At 61.8% G+C, this 16,421-nt stretch carries 18 protein-coding genes; 7 read left to right on the plus strand and 11 right to left on the minus strand.

The genetic code is table 11. The features are described 5' to 3' along the window. Positions 1–54 precede the first annotated feature (54 nt). Both cysB and ACB033_RS09865 read right to left on the minus strand, forming a co-directional pair. On the minus strand, positions 55–1,029 hold the full coding sequence (gene cysB, locus ACB033_RS09860; protein ID WP_010634254.1) for an HTH-type transcriptional regulator CysB: 975 nt from the start codon (positions 1,027–1,029) through the stop codon (positions 55–57). Positions 1,030–1,102: 73 nt separating this feature from the next. Beyond that, positions 1,103–1,978 carry a LysR family transcriptional regulator gene (locus ACB033_RS09865; RefSeq protein ID WP_139724662.1) on the minus strand — a complete coding sequence of 292 codons (876 nt, stop codon included), beginning with the start codon at positions 1,976–1,978 and terminating at the stop codon, positions 1,103–1,105. Between the two features lie 93 nt (positions 1,979–2,071). Here ACB033_RS09865 and ACB033_RS09870 point away from each other — a divergent pair, with 93 nt between their 5' ends. Continuing rightward, positions 2,072–3,280 carry an MFS transporter gene (locus ACB033_RS09870; protein WP_139724660.1) on the plus strand — a complete coding sequence of 403 codons (1,209 nt, stop codon included), beginning with the start codon at positions 2,072–2,074 and terminating at the stop codon, positions 3,278–3,280. Between the two features lie 46 nt (positions 3,281–3,326). On the opposite strand, the gene ACB033_RS09875 is transcribed toward ACB033_RS09870, so the two are convergent. The 4 genes from ACB033_RS09875 to ACB033_RS09890 form a co-directional block, all read right to left on the minus strand. Beyond that, entirely contained in the window at positions 3,327–3,881 is a 555-nt protein-coding gene (locus tag ACB033_RS09875) for a VOC family protein (protein WP_162519824.1), read from the minus strand. Then, positions 3,875–4,639 (minus strand): hypothetical protein, encoded by a 765-nt coding sequence (locus ACB033_RS09880; protein WP_005299895.1) that lies wholly within the window; start codon positions 4,637–4,639, stop codon positions 3,875–3,877. Before ACB033_RS09880 ends, ACB033_RS09875 begins: the two co-directional genes overlap by 7 nt. A gap of 187 nt (positions 4,640–4,826) precedes the next feature. Beyond that, positions 4,827–5,552 (minus strand): oxygen-insensitive NADPH nitroreductase, encoded by a 726-nt coding sequence (gene nfsA, locus ACB033_RS09885; RefSeq protein ID WP_139724655.1) that lies wholly within the window; start codon positions 5,550–5,552, stop codon positions 4,827–4,829. An 86-nt stretch (positions 5,553–5,638) separates the two neighbouring features. Continuing rightward, the gene (locus tag ACB033_RS09890) at positions 5,639–7,576 is read right to left on the minus strand and encodes a bifunctional diguanylate cyclase/phosphodiesterase (RefSeq protein WP_010634259.1); all 1,938 of its coding nucleotides are present in this window, start codon (positions 7,574–7,576) and stop codon (positions 5,639–5,641) included. A 165-nt stretch (positions 7,577–7,741) separates the two neighbouring features. Here ACB033_RS09890 and ACB033_RS09895 point away from each other — a divergent pair, with 165 nt between their 5' ends. The 4 genes from ACB033_RS09895 (at position 7,742) to ACB033_RS09910 (ending at position 10,984) form a co-directional block, all read left to right on the plus strand. Further along, on the plus strand, positions 7,742–8,443 hold the full coding sequence (locus ACB033_RS09895; protein ID WP_005299887.1) for a DUF2982 domain-containing protein: 702 nt from the start codon (positions 7,742–7,744) through the stop codon (positions 8,441–8,443). Positions 8,444–8,516: 73 nt separating this feature from the next. After that, a complete protein-coding gene (locus ACB033_RS09900; RefSeq protein ID WP_139724653.1) occupies positions 8,517–9,455 on the plus strand; it encodes a LysR family transcriptional regulator in 939 nt (312 codons plus the stop codon). 54 nt (positions 9,456–9,509) lie between these two features. Further along, positions 9,510–10,544, plus strand: coding sequence for a response regulator (locus ACB033_RS09905; protein WP_042008168.1), 1,035 nt, complete (start codon positions 9,510–9,512; stop codon positions 10,542–10,544). Between the two features lie 8 nt (positions 10,545–10,552). Then, positions 10,553–10,984, plus strand: a complete 432-nt coding sequence (locus ACB033_RS09910; RefSeq protein ID WP_162519823.1) for a PAS domain-containing protein — start codon at positions 10,553–10,555, stop codon at positions 10,982–10,984. 60 nt (positions 10,985–11,044) lie between these two features. Here ACB033_RS09910 and ltaE read toward each other — a convergent pair whose 3' ends face one another. From ltaE to ACB033_RS09925, 3 genes are all read right to left on the minus strand, one after another. After that, the gene (gene ltaE / locus ACB033_RS09915; RefSeq protein ID WP_139724649.1) at positions 11,045–12,064 is read right to left on the minus strand and encodes a low-specificity L-threonine aldolase; all 1,020 of its coding nucleotides are present in this window, start codon (positions 12,062–12,064) and stop codon (positions 11,045–11,047) included. 90 nt (positions 12,065–12,154) lie between these two features. Next, on the minus strand, positions 12,155–12,856 hold the full coding sequence (locus tag ACB033_RS09920; RefSeq protein WP_139724647.1) for a short-chain dehydrogenase: 702 nt from the start codon (positions 12,854–12,856) through the stop codon (positions 12,155–12,157). An 80-nt stretch (positions 12,857–12,936) separates the two neighbouring features. After that, positions 12,937–13,344 carry a helix-turn-helix transcriptional regulator gene (locus ACB033_RS09925; protein WP_139724645.1) on the minus strand — a complete coding sequence of 136 codons (408 nt, stop codon included), beginning with the start codon at positions 13,342–13,344 and terminating at the stop codon, positions 12,937–12,939. Positions 13,345–13,460: 116 nt separating this feature from the next. On the opposite strand from ACB033_RS09925, the gene ACB033_RS09930 reads away from it, so the two are divergent. Beyond that, a complete protein-coding gene (locus ACB033_RS09930) occupies positions 13,461–14,360 on the plus strand; it encodes an aldo/keto reductase family oxidoreductase (protein WP_005299866.1) in 900 nt (299 codons plus the stop codon). A 70-nt stretch (positions 14,361–14,430) separates the two neighbouring features. Here ACB033_RS09930 and ACB033_RS09935 read toward each other — a convergent pair whose 3' ends face one another. Both ACB033_RS09935 and ACB033_RS09940 read right to left on the minus strand, forming a co-directional pair. Further along, complete coding sequence (locus ACB033_RS09935) at positions 14,431–14,709, minus strand: RNA-binding protein (RefSeq protein ID WP_005299863.1); 279 nt, start codon at positions 14,707–14,709, stop codon at positions 14,431–14,433. A gap of 219 nt (positions 14,710–14,928) precedes the next feature. Then, entirely contained in the window at positions 14,929–15,471 is a 543-nt protein-coding gene (locus tag ACB033_RS09940) for a hypothetical protein (RefSeq protein ID WP_005299861.1), read from the minus strand. Positions 15,472–15,637: 166 nt separating this feature from the next. On the opposite strand from ACB033_RS09940, the gene mepA reads away from it, so the two are divergent. After that, positions 15,638–16,402 carry a penicillin-insensitive murein endopeptidase gene (gene mepA, locus ACB033_RS09945; RefSeq protein ID WP_017781666.1) on the plus strand — a complete coding sequence of 255 codons (765 nt, stop codon included), beginning with the start codon at positions 15,638–15,640 and terminating at the stop codon, positions 16,400–16,402. The last annotated feature ends 19 nt before the right edge of the window (positions 16,403–16,421 follow it).

Raw genomic sequence — 16,421 nt, forward strand, 5'->3', positions numbered from 1 at the left:
GAAAAACGCCTCCCATCGGGAGGCGTTTTTTGTTGCTCTCGTATCGCCGCGGCGCTAGCGGATGGGCAGCTCGATATCGGCAAACATGGCATCCACGTCGTCGCTGGAGCGCAGGGCAATGGCCCGCTCCACCACGTCCCGGGTCAGATGGGGGGCAAAGCGGGTCATGAAGTCATACATGTAGGTGCGCAGGAAGGAGCCCTTGCGAAAGCCGATCTTGGTGGTGCTGTGGGCAAACAGGTGGCTGGCATCGAGAGCCACCAGATCGGTATCGACCTGGGGATCCAGCGCCATGGTCGCCATCACGCCGATCCCCACCCCCAGCCGGACATAGGTCTTGATCACGTCCGCATCGGTGGCGGTGAAGACGATGTTGGGCTCGAAACCGGCCCGGTTGAAGGCGGTATCGAGTTCGGAGCGGCCGGTAAAGCCGAACACATAGGTCACCAGCGGGAAGCGGGCGATGTCGGCGATGGAGAGCTTGCCGACCTGGGTCAACGGGTGGCCCTTGGGGACGATCACGCTGCGGTTCCAGTGATAGCAAGGCAGCATGATGAGATCTTCGTACAGGTGCAGCGCCTCGGTGGCGATGGCAAAGTCCGCCTGTCCCTTGACCACGGCTTCGCTGATCTGGGTCGGCGTGCCCTGGTGCATGTGCAGGGAGACCTTGGGAAAGCGCTTGATGAAGCCTTTTATCACGTCAGGCAGTGCATAACGGGCCTGGGTGTGGGTCGTCGCGATATGGAGCGTGCCCTGTTCGGGGTGAGTGTGCTGACTCGCCACCGACTTGATGCTCTCCACCTTGCCCAGGATCTCATTGGCAATCTTGATCACGTCCCGTCCAGCCGGGGTGATCTGGGTCAGGTGTTTGCCGCTACGCTCGAAAATCTGGATCCCCAGCTCATCTTCCAGCATGCGCACCTGCTTGCTGATCCCTGGCTGAGAGGTGTAGAGACTCTCTGCCGTTGCCGACACGTTCAGTCTGTGGTTGGCAACCTCAACGATATAACGCAATTGTTGGAGTTTCATGATGTTAGGCTCTAAAGGCGACTTGAACTAATACTAACAAACTTTTGCCTGATAGCCTTTCCTTCTTGGCCATTTATGGCTGTGCCTGCGCCAGCAGAAAATCCCGCAAAGCCCGGTTGGCCATGGAGAGCGGATCCCCCCGCCGCCACGCCACGCAGAGATCGAGAAAGATCGGGGGCGCGAACGGGATCCCGGTCAGGGCCGGCTCTTCGTCCAGCGCCATCCGCAAGAAGGTGGTCACCGCAAAACCCTGCTTTACCACCGCCTTGAGCAGCGGGATGAGATTGCTCTCAAAGGCGATGTCGGGCTCGCAGCCCAGTCCCTGAGCCAGCGCTTCCATGTGCTCGCGGTGATAGAAACCGCGGCGAAACATCGCCAGCTCCTGACTGAAAAACTCGCTCAGCGACACACTCCTGGCCTGACGCAGCGGATGCTCCTCCCCCACCACCACCAGCATCTCTTCACGCAGCAGCTGGGCCCCTTCCAGCGCCGGCGGCAGATCGCTGGTGATGAGGATGGCGAGATCCAGCGAACCGTCCACCATCCGGCTCAACAGCTCGCGGGTACCCGCCTCCTCCACCCGGATCTTGAGGCCGGGGTAGCGGTGCTTGAAGGCCATCAGGATCGGCGGGAAGTAATAGGAGCCCATCATGTAGGGGATGCCGATGCGCACTTCTCCGCGCTCCAGTCCCTTGAGTTCGGCCATCTCGGCCTCGGCCTGGTGCATCTGGCGCAGCAGGCGCTCGGCATGGCGGCAGAGCACCTCCCCTTCCGGGGTGAGCCGCACGTTGCGATCCTGGCGGTCGAACAGGCGCAGATCGAGCTGTTGCTCCAGCTTGGCGATGGCCATGCTGATGGCGGGCTGCGCCACGTGCAACCCGTTGGCCGCCTTGGTAAAGGAGCCGGCATCCCGCACCGCCAGCAGATAGGTGAGCTGTTTGAGGTCCATATCAATTTGGTTTATCAGATGGATAACTTAAATATATTATATTTATGTTCTGGCGCGCACTAACCTGCAACAAAGCTGTCAGGAAAATTGCATATGATCGAAGTCGGTAGTCGTGAATGGATCCGCGCCACCCTGGCCCTCAGCCTGGGCTCCTTCCTGGTGTTTCTCAATCTCTATCAGACCCACCCCCTGCTGCCGCTGCTGGCCGAGGTGTTTTCCGTCAGCTCGCTGTCGGCCGGCTGGGCTCTGGCTGGCTGCACCGCTGGGCTCGCTGTCTCGCTGCTCGTCTGCGCCCGGCTGGCGGATCGCTTCGGTCGGCGCCGGATCATGTTGTGGAGCCTGGCCGGTGCCATCCTGATCTCCCTGCTCATCAGCCTGGTCAGCCAGTTTGAACAGCTGTTGCTGTTGCGGATCCTGCAGGGTGTGCTGCTGGCAGGGCTGCCCGCCACCGCCATCGCCTACATGGGGGAAGAGTTCAGCAAGCGGGCCCTGCTCTCCGCCGTCGGCGTCTACATCGCCGCCAACTCGCTGGGGGGCATCGCCGGTCGGGTGGTCGGCGGTCTGCTGGCCGGCTGGTTTGGCGACTGGCAGCACACCTTTCTCGGCATCGGCCTCATCAGCCTGGCGCTGCTGCCCCTCGTCATCTGGCTGCTGCCGGCCCAGACCCGCTTCGTGCCCGTCATCGCCAAGCCGGGCCAGTTTCGCCAGGCCATCACCAGCCACCTCGGCAATCCGCTGCTGGTGGGGGCCTACCTCATCGGCGGCCTCAACTTCATGGTGTTTCTGAACCAATTCAGCTACCTCACCTTCCTGCTGGCCAGCCCCCCCTTCTCCTTGCCGACCCAGTGGCTCGGCATGTTGTTTCTGACCTATCTGTCGGGGACGGTGGCCTCCTCCCTCAGCGGGCGCTGCGCCCATCGCTGGGGGGCACAGCGTCTGCTGCTGGTCGGCATAGCCCTGATGGCGCTCGGCAGCGCCCTGCTGCTGTGCGGCTCGCTCGGCGCCATCCTCTCAGGCCTGCTCATCTCGAGTTTCGGCTTTTTCCTTGCCCACGCCTGCGCCAGCGCCTGGGTCGGCCAGCACGTGGAACACAACCGGGCGCTCGCCTCATCGCTCTATCTGGTGGGTTACTATCTGGGGGCCAGTCTGGGTGGACTTTATCTTCACCCCTTCTGGGAGCAGGGAGGACTCGGGGGATTGGTGCTCGGCATCGAGCTGGTACTGGTCATCACGGCGGGATTGAGCCTCTGGCTCGGTCACTTGAAGGGACGCCCCGCCCGCCCCCGCATCTGCCATCCTTGATGCTATCTCGGCTATGAAACGGGGCCGGTCAAGCGGCCCCGTTTCATCAAGCCTGGTCGTAGTAGCCGGCAGGCACCGGCACCACGGCGCCGCTCGCCACCTCTTCCTCGATCACCTCGGCCAAGGTGCGCAGATGGAATTTGATCTGCCCAGAGGCCAGCATCACCGCCACATCGGGATTGCGTTCATCATTCAGGTTGCCGGTCTTGAAGGCCACCTCGGGATGGGCCGTCAGCAAGGCGTCCAGCGAAGGCACCACCAGCTCGATATGTTCCAGCCCGGCCTGATGGCTGCGATCGGGTTTCGGCGCCGCCAGCTCGATGCAGGGCACGCTGCCGTGGGCATGGGGCACTGGTTGATGCAGGCGGTAGGTGGCGATGGGCCGTCCGCCGATCATCCCCTCCACCAGCAGGTCGCCATGGGTTGCCAGCAGCCCCTTCAGGGTCAGGTACTCCACCAGTGTGGCAGCCCGATAGCAGAGGTGGTCGACCTCGATGGCGGCGGGATGGATGGCAAGTGCGTCCAGCTCGGTCAACAGCTGGCAAACAAATGGGGCCATCGGCCCCAGTGTGGTATCGAGTGGATGTGACATGATCACCATTTCTTCTTGGGTTGGAACAAGACGTCCAGTTCGTCCGCCTCTTTGTCCTTGATGTTTTGCAGCTCTTTTTCGCTGTGCTCCTGCAGATGGGCGTCGAGTCCGGCCAGCCCCTGCCGCATGTCCTCTTCCCGCGCCATCAGGTAGGGATCTTTATCCGCGACGCTGGCCAGGGCGGAGAGCCCCTTGGTGTAGAGCTGGCGGCAGGTGCCGTATTGCCCCTGGATCTGGGCATCCATGGCCCGCTTCACCAGGTTGGCGATGTTGACCTTGAGCTGCATCAGCTCGAGGCGGCGATCCTCCTGGGCAAAGCCCTGCGGATCTATCTTGCCCTTGTTGTGCTCGACCCGCAGCACGGCCCGCATCTTCTTGACCAGCTGCAACATCTGGATGGCCTGACGATCCGATTCGGGGGTCTTGAAATGCCCCTCATCCTGGCTGCTGTAGTTCTCCTGCACGTTCTTGATCTGGGTCTGCACGTCGACAATGCGCTGCTTGATCTGGGCATTGGGCATCACCAGGGCGATGGCGCGATAGGCATCGAGGATCCTGTGCTGCAACAGCAGCACTATGTTCTTGGAGAAGGGCACCAGGTTGACGTTGAGCAGCATCTCTTCGGTTTCATCAACCACCGACTTGTAGCGGGCGATGGCGTGACGCTTGTCGGCCTCAGCCTTCTGCTTATATTGCTGCATCACGTTATAGGCGATGACCAGAAACAGGAGTGCGCCAATAGACAGCAATACCAAGGTTAAAATCATAGGAAGTCCAAACTCCTGTCCCAATTCAATTGCGTGATCCTACAACAGCTTACCTAGTTAAGGTAGTCCGCACCGCAAGGCTTGCCCCCGATTTGTGCCGCAAGGTGGGCACAAACACGGGGGAAAACCGGGATCACGCGGCGCTGGCGACACCGCCATTACTCCTTAGTATCGCCCATCGGGCTCATTACTTGAGGCTAAAGCCCCGGGATCGCAGGAAATCCTGCATGAAGGGCCGCGCCTCCTTGCCAAGAATGCCCCGGATCTGGCCGCTCCAGCTCTGCTGCTTGTTGTTGCTGCTGCGGGACTGGTAATACGCCTCGATCTGCCGGTCATAGCTGGCAAGCAGCTCCCGATCCAGTTCGGTCTGATAACGGTTTTCATGCACCACCAGAACGCGGGGCAAACGGGGTTTCTGTTCGGGTGCCTGGGCGGGATGGCCGAGACAGAGGCCGAACAGCGGGATCACCTGATGCGGCAGACCCACCGCCTCGCTCACCGCAGCCGGGTTGTTGCGGATCCCGCCGATGTAGACACCGCCAAGCCCCATGGATTGGGCTGCCAGCAGGGCATTCTGGGCCATCAGGGCACCATCGATGGCGCCGATCAGCAACTGCTCGACAAAGCCGGTCTGGGCATCCGGTACCACCTCGCAGTGGCGATGATAATCGGCACAAAAGAGCAGGAACTCGGCCGCCTGGGCCACATAGGCTTGATGCCCCGCCAGTTCGGCAAGCTGGCTGCGCAGGGCCTTGTCGGTCACCCGGATGATGCTGTTGGCCTGCAGAAAGCTGGAGCTGGAGGCGGCCTGGGCCGCACTCAGGATCTGGTCGAGCTGGGCCTCGCTGATGGGGTCGGCGGTGAATTGACGAATGGAGCGATGGGCAAGAATAAGGTCGAGAGTCGGGTTCATGTTGCCTCCATATGAAGAAGCCCACACTCTACCCAAAAACAGCGGGGGGCCCAAGGCCCCCCGCGCTCGCGTCACAGCACGACCGGCTAACCGGCCAGCGGATAGTTGCCCGCCTTGCAGCTGACCACGAAGCCGCTCTCTTCCACCTGCGCCACCGACATCGGCTTGCTGAACAAAAAACCCTGAAACACGTGGCAGCCCTGGGTGCGCAGGGCGGCCAGTTCGTGTTCGTCCTCCACCCCTTCGGCCATGATGCCAAGGCCCAGGCTGGTGGCCATGGCGACGGTGGCCCGGATCACCGGCAGGTTGAGCCCCACCACGAAGGAGCGATCCAGTTTGATGGTGTCGATGGGCAGCCGGTTGAGATAGGCCAGCGACGAGTAGCCGGTGCCGAAGTCATCGATGGCAATCTTGATCCCTTGCTCGCTCAGGCCATCGAGGATCTCGATGCACCCCTTCATGTCCAGCATCAATACCGTCTCGGTCAGCTCCAGCGTGAGCAGGCCGGCATCCACGCCAAACTCCTTGAGCTGCTGGGCCACCAGCTCCGGCAGGGAGGACGAGAGCTGAAAGCCGGAGAGATTGACCGACACCGGCACGCTCACCCGCCACTCCTTCTGCCAGTGTGCCATCTGGGCCAGTGCCGTCGACAACACCCAGCCACCTATCTCGCGAATGAGCCCCATCTCTTCCGCCAGCGGGATGAATTCCACCGGCGAGACATGGCCCAATACGGGATTATGCCAGCGCAGCAGCGCCTCGTACCCGAGCAACCTGCCTTTTGCCACATCCACCTGGGGCTGGTAGCAGAGGCTGAGCTCCCCCCGCCCGATGGCCTTGGCCAGGAATTGTTTCAGGGTCAGCTTGCGATGCAGGGTCTGCTGCATGCTGGGGGTGAAGCGCTGCCAGCGCAGCCGCCCCATCTGCTTGGCCTGGTACATGGCCATGTCGGCGCGGGTGATGAGATTGTCGCCGTCGTCCGCATCATCCGGATAGATGGCGATGCCGATGCTGCCGCCGATGGTCACCTCGGGCACCCCGCTCAGCTGCAACGGCTTGGTCATCTGGGAGAGCATGAGGTCGGCCACCTCCTGCGCCCGATCGCTGGAGTGGCTGAGCGGCACCAGCGCGGTAAATTCGTCGCCACCGAGCCGGGCCAGCTCCACATCGCGCGGACAGATCTGCTTGAGCCGGCCGGCGACGCGCTCCAGCAGCCGGTCACCGGCCTTGTGGCCGTAGTTGTCGTTGACCAGCTTGAAGTTGTCCAGGTCCATGAACACCAGGGCGAAACGCCCGCCCAGCCCGCAATAGGCTTCCAGCGATTTCATCAAGCCATAGCGATTGAGCAGCCCGGTCAGCGAGTCGTGCCAGGCCAGGTGGCGATGCTCCAGCTCCTCCAGCTTACGGTCGGTGATGTCACGCATGGTGAGCAGGATCTGGGCCCCCTGCTGGATGTGACGAAACTGGTACTGAAACCAGCGCATCCCCTTGAGGGTGCGGCACTCCCCCTCGGCCACCACTTCATCGAGCCGGGAGAGCTTCTGGTAGAAAGCGTCGTCATTGCCGGAGAAGAGCTGGGAGAGGTGATGTACCTCATCACCGAAGCACATCTCGAAGTGGTGATTGCCGCTCTCGAGCCGCCCCAGGTTGTCAAACAGGCAGGCCAAGGTATCGCCGGTGGCGAGGGAGGACTCCTGATAGAGGGTGTCGGCATCGATGACCGCCTCGGTCATCATCATCAGCCGCCCCGCCAGCTGGATGCCGGAGAGGCGCAAATAAACCTGTTTCTTGACCCCCTTTGGGGAGAGGGTCCACCACTCGCTGTAGCTGCGCCCCTGCTGAAAGTCCCCGAGGTAGCGCTGCAACAGCAGATCGATGGCCTGTGCCATGTCGGCCGAGAAATCACGCGACTGCAGTTCGTCCAGCGAGCTGGCTTCCCACACGTTCAAGGCGGCGCGATTGGCCCAATAGATATGGTGATGCCGGATGTCATACACCCAGATTGGGGTATGCAACACATCCATCCCGTTCAATAACCGTTCGTCTAGCGTATTCATCTAATATGGTGATTCATGGTATGTGATCACTGGGAAACCCAGCGGCGGAGAGCCCTCCCGGGCAACCGATGCTGGTACAAAATCGGATCCAGCCCATAATGGAAACAAGCATGCGCAAGGGGCTGACTTCATATGAAAACGCTACATGTGAAACCCATGGTCAGGAAAAACGGACTCACGTTGGTATTGTTGGGCATCATAGTAAGCATTGCTATGATTTTTATACTTTTTTTACTCGGTGAACAACCACTAATCCCCCCAGTCTCCGGCCTGTTGGCGGGTCTGATGATGATCTTTATCGGCTCATTGAAGCTGGTCGAGCCCCATTTCAGCCTGTCGCTCTGTCACGATTGTCTGCAATATCACCACAAATACGGCGGTTGGATCCTGAAATGGAGAAATATTCAGCGAATCGACCAGCCACGCATTCATCTGGGCTGGGATCTGGTCCCCCTGCCCTACATAGGTTTGAAGATCAAAGATTACGACGATTTTTTGACATTGATCACACCCAGATTGGCAGTGCGCCTGCTGACCGAGCAGCGTGGCGTCCTGTTGCAGGCACTGCGCAGTGAGCAACCCGAATGCATCGGCGGGGGCTGCGGCGACCCCTTTCAGGGGGAAGGCTTGCTGGAGGAGAGTCACTTTCGCTCCCCCTCCGGTCAACGCTATGAGGGGGTGATCGCCATGCTGGCCAACCGCATGACCCGGCTGCGTGATCTGCTCGGCTACGATCTGCTGGTGCCGGACAACAGCCTGGACCGGGATCCGGCCGAATTTGTCCGACTTTTGCACCAGTATCAGCGGGAGTCGAATCTAATCCAGATCAATTAAACGCCGGATTGAGCTTGCCAAGGCTGGCCGCACTTCTTAAGGTCACTGCCTTGTTACACCCAGAACACCGCTTATGAAGTACATCGAAGAGTTCTATCTGTTCGTCAAGGTGGTACAAGAGGGAGGCTTCTCCCACGCGGCCGCTGCACTGGGCATGCCCACCGGCACCATCAGTCGACGTATTTCTCAGCTGGAAGAGCAGCTCGGCTGCTCCTTGCTACACAGATCCACCCGCAAACTCCGCCTGACCGATGAAGGACTGCGCTACTACGAGCGCCTGTGCACCCCGCTCGGTGAAATCGAGCAGGCCACCGGCGAGATCCAGGGCAAAGAGGCCGACCTCAACGGCGTAATTCGCCTGGCAGCCCCCATCGCCCTCTCCAACACCATCCTGGTCGACATGCTGGCGGACTTTGGTCTGCGCTACCCCGAGGTGCAGTTCGACATCACCCAGACCAACGATCATCAACACCTATTCGACAACGACCGGGATCTGGTGTTTTTCAACGGTGAGCTCCCCCAGTCCCTGCCCAATGCGCTCTGCCTAGGTCACATCGAATACGGCCTGTTTGCCTCCCCCCTCTATCTGGAGAAGATGGGCACCCCCTCCCATCCGGGCCAGCTGGAGGAGCATGCGCTCATCTACTGCTGGCCCCATCAGCACTGGCAACTGACCGACCGGGAGGAGCAGACGATGCAGATCAAGCGGGCCGCCAGGCTCACCGTCAACCAGACCCAGGCCGCCGTTCGCGCGGCCAGACGGCACCTGGGGATCGTCAACGCCCCGCTCCACTACGTGCACCCCTTCCTGCAGGATGAGCAGCTGGTCGCGGTGCTGCCCGACTGGAAAACCGGCAACCGCCCCTTCTACATGTTGCGTTGCCAACCTCAGTTTGCCCCGTTGCGTGTTAAGATGTTCGCTGATTTTGTTGAAAAATACTCAGCGCGCTACCGGAGCCTGCAGTGGGACAACCAATTTTCACCGGCGACCAGCCTGTCTCATTGCATCTGACCGTTGGCGGGCCACACTTATAGCAATCCTCGTTGACCAGGCCGGCCTAACACTATGAATGTATTGATATGTGATGACTCAGGATTCGCCCGTAAACAGCTGGCCCGCGCCCTCCCCGCAGACTGGGACGTGACGCTCCACTACGCCGCCAACGGGCTGGAAGGGATAGAGCAGGTCCTGATGGGGCATGGGGATCTGATCTTTCTGGATCTGACCATGCCGGAGATGGACGGCTACGGCGTACTGGAGACCCTCAAGCGCGAAGGGCTGCGCAACAAGGTGATCGTGGTCTCCGGCGACATCCAGCCGGAAGCCTATCAGCGGGTGATGGGACTGGGGGCGCTCGACTTCATCAAGAAACCGGCCGCCCCGGAGACTCTCAGCGCCCTGTTGAAGCAGCATGATCTGTGGCAGGCCAAGGGTAGCGCCGTACCGGAAGCCGCCAGCCCCGCAGCTCAGGCGATGGTCGATGCCGGCAGCGTCGATACCGGCATCAAGATCAGCCCCGAAGTACGCGATGCCTATCAGGAGCTCGCCAATGTCTCCATGGGTCAGGCCGCCGACCTGCTGGCCCGCCTGCTCAACGCCTTCGTGGTGCTGCCCATCCCCAACGTCAACGTGCTGGAGGTATCCGAACTGCACATGGCCCTCTCGGCCGCCGCCGACTCGGACACCCTCTCCGCCGTCTGCCAGGGCTTCATCGGCGCGGGCATCGCCGGCGAGGCGCTGATCCTGTTTCACGACTCCAGCTTCAAGGATCTGGCCCGGCTGATGAACCATCAGGGCACACTCGATCGCAACGCCGAGCTGGAGCTCTTGATGGACACCGCCAACGTGCTGATCGGCGCCTTCCTGCGCGGCTACGCCAGCCAGCTCGATACCCCCTTCAGTCAGGGTCACCCCGTGGTGCTCGGCCAGCACAGACCCATCAACGAGCTCATCAACACTAACAAGAGTCGCTGGCGCCGCACGCTGGCCATCGAGATCAACTACCGGGTCCAGGATTATGCGGTGCAGTGCGATCTGCTGCTGCTGTTTACCGAAGATTCCATCGCCACCATGAACAACAAAATCATGCACATGCTCTAGGAGTGACCATGGAAATCCGTGAATTTCATTGGCTGATGAACATAGTCCAGAACCTGGACGTGGGGCTGGTCGTGCTCGACAAGGAGTACAGGGTGCAGGTGTGGAACGGCTTCATGGAGAGCCACAGCGGCCGGCTGGCCGGTGAGGTGCGCGATGGCGTGCTGTTCGACCTCTTCCCCGACGTGGATCGCGCCTGGTTCGAACGCAAGGCCAACATGGTGTTCAAGCTCAACAACCGCGCCTTCAGCACCTGGGAGCAGAAACCCTATCTGCTGCGCTTCTCCAACTACCGCCCCATCACGGGCTCAGCGCCCCACATGTTCCAGAACCTGACCCTGGTGCCGCTGGCCGACTTCGGCGGTCAGGTAACCCACATCGCCGTGATGATCTACGACGCCACCGACGAGGCCATGCTGATGAGCGGCCAGCGCCAGGGATGAAGACTCTTCACTGCACAATGAAAACAGGGCGCCAAGGCGCCCTGTTTTGTTGTGAGGCGCTCAGCGGGCCCCGAGGTACTCGGTGAAGGCGTCGATCACCTCGTCGATGTCGTCATCGGTGATCTGCAGATGGATCACCAGCCGCATCTCGCCGTAACCGGAGAAGAGGATCCCCCGCTCCTTCATGAAGGCAAGCAGGGGACCGCTCTGCTCTTTTGCCAGCTGCAGGAAGACCATGTTGGTCTGCACCTGGGCCAGATCCAGGGTGATGCCGGGCAAGGCGGCCAACCCCTCGGCCAGACGTCTGGCCCGGCGGTGATCGTCCGCCAGGCGGGCGACGTGCTGTTCGAGGGCAAACAGACCGGCCTGGGCCAGGATCCCCGCCTGACGCATGCCGCCCCCCAGCATCTTGCGCAGCCGTCTGGCGCGGGCAATGAAGGCGCGAGAGCCCACCAGCAGCGATCCCACCGGTGCCCCCAGCCCCTTGGAGAGGCAGATGGAGATGCTGTCAAAGGGAGCGGCCAGTTCGTGTACACCGTGACCGCTCGCCACGGCGGCGTTGAACAGGCGCGCCCCGTCCAGATGCAGCTGTAGCCCGCGCTCGTCGACGAACTCGCGCATCGCCTGCAGGTAGTGAAGCGGCAGCACCTTGCCATTGTGGGTGTTTTCGAGGCAGACCAGCCGGGTCTGCACAAAATGGGCATCGTCAGGGGCAATGGCCGCGGCCACATCGGCCACCGCCAGCGAACCGTCAGCCTGCATGGGCACCGCCTGCAGTGCGACCGAGCCCAGCACGGCGCTCCCCTGAGCTTCATAACGATAGATGTGGGCCCCTTGGCCCACGATGGCCCCCTCCCCGCGCTGACAATGGCTCATCACCGCCAACAGGTTGGACATGGTGCCGGAGGGGACAAACAGCGCGGCCTCCTTGCCCAGCAGCTCGGCCCCGCGGGCCTCCAGTGCATTGACGCCGGGATCTTCCCCGTAGACATCATCCCCCACCTCGGCATGCAGCATGCTCTGGCGCATGGCATCCGTGGGCTGAGTGACCGTATCACTTCGTAAATCGATATAGCGCATGACATCCCTCCTGAAGCTGGAGCATGACGTTAGCCAGCCATGGCTGGCTTGGCAAGCGGACCGTTTCCGGAATGTGAAGCCGGTGACGGCTTACCAGGGCAGCGGCTGGCCCTGCAGGTCGAGGAAGCTGCCGGACTGGGCCGGCGACAACTGGTTGAGAAGATCAAGCAGACGCGGCGCCACAAGCGCCGGATCCTGCAGGGTCTCGGTTGCCAGCTCATGCAGGAAGGGCTGATTCATGGGGGTATCCATCAGCCCGGGATGGACGGTGATCACTCCGGCGGCGGGAAAGCGTTCGCGCCACTCGTGGGCCAGCGTTTTCGCCCCCATGTTGAGCGCCGCCTTGCTCATCCGGTAGCTGTAACGGCTGCCCGTCTCGTTGGCGCCGAGGCTGCCGGCCAGATCGGAGAGGGTGCAGAGCCAGAGCCGGGTGTCCGGCGTCATGCGCCGGCTCAGGCAGGCGGCCAGAGCCAGGTGCGGCCAGGCATTGGCCAGCAGGCTGTCGCACAGCCACCTGGGGTTGACCTCCTCCACCCGCCGCTCCGGCATGAAGTTGATGTCGTGCAGCAGACCTATGGTGTTGATCACCACGCTCGGCAACGCCGCCGTGTCATAGAGGGTGAACAGGGCATCGAAGGAGAGTGCGTCCACCTCCTGCAACGGGAAATAACAGGCGGGATCCACCCCTTTTGGCAGTTGCCGGCCAGCCAGCACCAGCTCCTCGCCGCGAGCGGACAACTCATGTGCCAGTGCCGTGCCCAAGCCGCCGCTGCCCAAGATCAGATAGCCCATCGCCCTCTCCCCGCTGCCCTCATCTGTTTAGAGGGTATCAGAATAATCCCTGTCCGTAGCCGGGCCATCCCCATCCGGGCTTATGTCTCATGCAGGTGCCTGCCAAATTCGCGGGCCCGCGCCAGATCGAGAAACCCGTCAGCCTGCTTGTGGCTGCGCAAGAACTGGTAATAGGCGAGCAGGATCACCTGTGCGTCTGCTTCCGGCAGCGACAATCCGGGCTTCTGCTCCTGCAACAGGCTGCCGGCCGCCTCCAGGGCTTCCCGATCCACCACCTCCGCCTGTCGATAGAGGTAGCCACAGCCGGTGGCGAGCCACTCCAGCGAGCAGTTGGCGGCCATGGCTATCTGGTTCGCCTTGCCAAGCCCGGGTTCAGCACCCTTCAGATATTTACGGATCAGAGCCTCGCTCAACCCCACCTTGCGGGCAAAAGCGCTGACGCTGCCCGTTCCGATCAAGCTCTGCAAGCGTTCGGCAAAACCGTCCATTCCCTCTCCCTCAGAACCAAAGTTCGAATTAACAAAAGCCGCATTATTGCCTTGCCAACCAGAAGAGACCAAGATGCGGGCAGCATCTTTTTACCCTTATGAGCCAAGGAGCCTCCATGTCTGTATCTCGCCTCCCCCTCCACCCCGAGGGCCCGACCTTCTCCCGTCTCATCATGGGCTACTGGCGCCTGATGGAGTGGCAACTCTCCCCGAGCGCCCTGCTGGATCTGATGAAGTACCACCTGGATCTGGGGGTCACCACCATCGATCACGCAGACATCTATGGCGGCTACCAGTGCGAGCAGGCCTTCGGCGAGGCGCTGCGCCTTGACCCCTCCCTGCGCAACCGGATGGAGATCGTCAGCAAGTGCGGCATCGCCCTCACCGCCAAGCCGGAGCACGCGCTGAATCACTACAACACCGGCAAGGCGCACATCATCGCCAGCGCCGAGGCCTCCCTGCAAAAGCTCGGCACCGATCACCTGGATCTGCTGCTGATCCACCGCCCGGATCCCCTGATGGATGCCGACGAGGTGGCCGATGCTTTCATCACCCTCAAGCAGGCGGGCAAGATCAAGCATGCCGGCGTCTCCAACTTCACAGCCCGTCAGTTCGAGCTGCTACAGTCACGCCTGCCCTTCCCGCTGGTGACCAACCAGCTGGAGATCTCGCCGCTCAATCAGAGCACCACCCTGGACGGCACCCTGGATCAATGCCAGCAGCTGCGCATCAAGCCGATGGCCTGGTCCTGCCTCGGGGGGGGACGCCTGTTCCAGGCCCCCGAATATGCCCCGCTGCGCGCCGAGCTCGAGCAGATCCGCCATGAGGTGGGCGCCGAGCAGATCGAGCAGGTGGTCTATGCCTGGGTCATGATGCTGCCAAGCCAGCCGCTGCCGCTGATAGGCTCCGGCAAGCGGGAGCGGATCGCCGCTGCCGTGGCCTCCCAGTCCATCGTCCTCAGCCGCCAGCAGTGGTTCCGCATCCGCAAGGCGGCGCTCGGTTACGACGTGCCCTGACGAACCGACCAGAGGCGCAAACAAAAACGGCATGGGGGAAACCCATGCCGTTTTGCGTTATCGAGGCTGCTCAGCGATGACGCTGGGGGCGACCACGTGGTGCATCTGTCTTCGGTTTGGCCTGGTTGACCGTAATGGTACGGCCACCAATCTCGGTGCCATGCAAACCGGCGATGGCTTTTTCGGCCTCGCCATTGACAGGCATTTCAATGAAGCCAAACCCCTTGGACTGACCGGTATCGCGATCGATGATGATATCGACCTTGTCTACCTGCCCAAATTGGCTGAACACGGTTTTCAGTTCGTCGGCCGTCATCCGGTACGACAGATTACCTACGTAAATCTTCATGCCATCCACTCTCGATTCAAGGTGCCTTCTCTATCCAATCACCAACACAAAGGTAAGGGCACACCCCCCATGCCGGACCTGCCGGGACGTCGTGTCCGGGCACTTCCCCGCTCCGTTCACTCAACTCATTGATCTGTTGGGCGAACAGAGCAGACAAGATCAATTCGAGTCACTGGCAGTATCTGAGCTTTGGCAAAGATTGTCGAGAAAATAGTCAGCTCATATGGGGAGCAGGGCGTCCAGCAGCCCCTGCAGCGTACGCCGGCCATGCCAGGCCCGCTTAAAGCCGAAACGGTAGATGCCGGGCGCTACGGCGTGGGTTCCCTCGCGGCCGAGCCCCATCAGCGCGGTGGCGGCAGCCAGTTGTTCTTCATCGAGCGCCAGATCCAGACTGAAGGCCAGCCACTGGCCATCGTGGCCCACCTTGCGATCCCGCTCGACCCCGACCAATGCCGCCCTGGGCAGCGCCAGCGCCTGATCGTTGCTGCCATTGAGCAGATAGAGGTGGGTCTCGTCCCAGGCCAGCTCCGCCAGCCGCCAGCGCTGCCAGCTGCGAGGCAGCACCATCATCAGCAGCACGATACCGCCGAACACCAGCCCGACCCAGGGCAGCAGCCCCATCTGTGGGTAACCCAGACCGATGGCGGCCAGCACGGTGAGCAGGCTCGCCAGCAGCAAAACCGCCATCACCGGATAGAAACGGCGGGCGGGGGGCATCAGCCAGACCAGCCCCGTTTTGTTCACCAGCTCACTGACCTTCATTCATCTCTCCTTATTCACAGACGCTTGGGCGCGCCATTTTTGTCGCGCATTGTGCGCGAGCCGCCCCGCAGGATGCAACCCGTGCCGCCAGCTGGATGACGGCTTCGCCGCACTCTTGATATGATTCCCTCCATCTGAGTCCATTTGCACGCTTGTCGGGAGTCTCATGCTTGCCACCACCCTGCTTTTCATGGCCAGTGCCTTTCTTGCCGAACCTCACCCCCGCCAGGCCGAGGCCATTGGCGGCTACGCCGCCGGCTGCCTCAAAAATGGAGTAGCGCTGCCGCTGAGCGGTCCCGGCTATCAGGTGATCCGCACCAAGCGACTGCGCTACTACGGCCACCCCGAGCTCATCGCCTACCTCACCACCCTGGCCAACCAGACCCGCATGGCCGGCATGCCGGATCTCTACATCGCCGATCTCGCCATGGCCCACGGCGGCCCGTTCACCTCCGGCCATCGCAGCCATCAGACCGGCCTCGATGCCGACATCTGGTTTCGCATGGCCAACCAGCCCATCTCCCGCTGGGAACAGGATGCCCCCAAGGAGTGGGCGCTGATCGACGAACCCAGCTACCGGGTGCTGCCCGGACGCTTCGGCCCCCAGCAGCTCAATCTGCTGCGCCTGGCGGCCAGCAAGCCCGAGGTGGCCCGCATCTTCATCAACCCGGTGCTCAAGGCCGAGGTATGCAAACGGGCGGCCGATGAGCCCTGGGTCGGCAAGCTGCGCCCCTGGGTCGGCCACTTCAGCCACTTTCATGTGCGCCTGCGCTGCCCAGCCGACAGCCCGGATTGCCAGCCCCAAGCCCCGATCCCGCCCGGCAACGGCTGCGGTGCCGAGCTGGCCTCCTGGCTCAAGGACAAACCACAACTGCCCAAGGTTTCGATGGCTTATCACAAACCCAGGCTGCCCGCCCGTTGTGGCGGTTGACCACAAGCTGCTATGGTGA

Source organism: Aeromonas sp. S15(2024), from assembly GCF_041402265.1.
GTDB classification, from domain to species: domain Bacteria; phylum Pseudomonadota; class Gammaproteobacteria; order Enterobacterales; family Aeromonadaceae; genus Aeromonas; species Aeromonas dhakensis.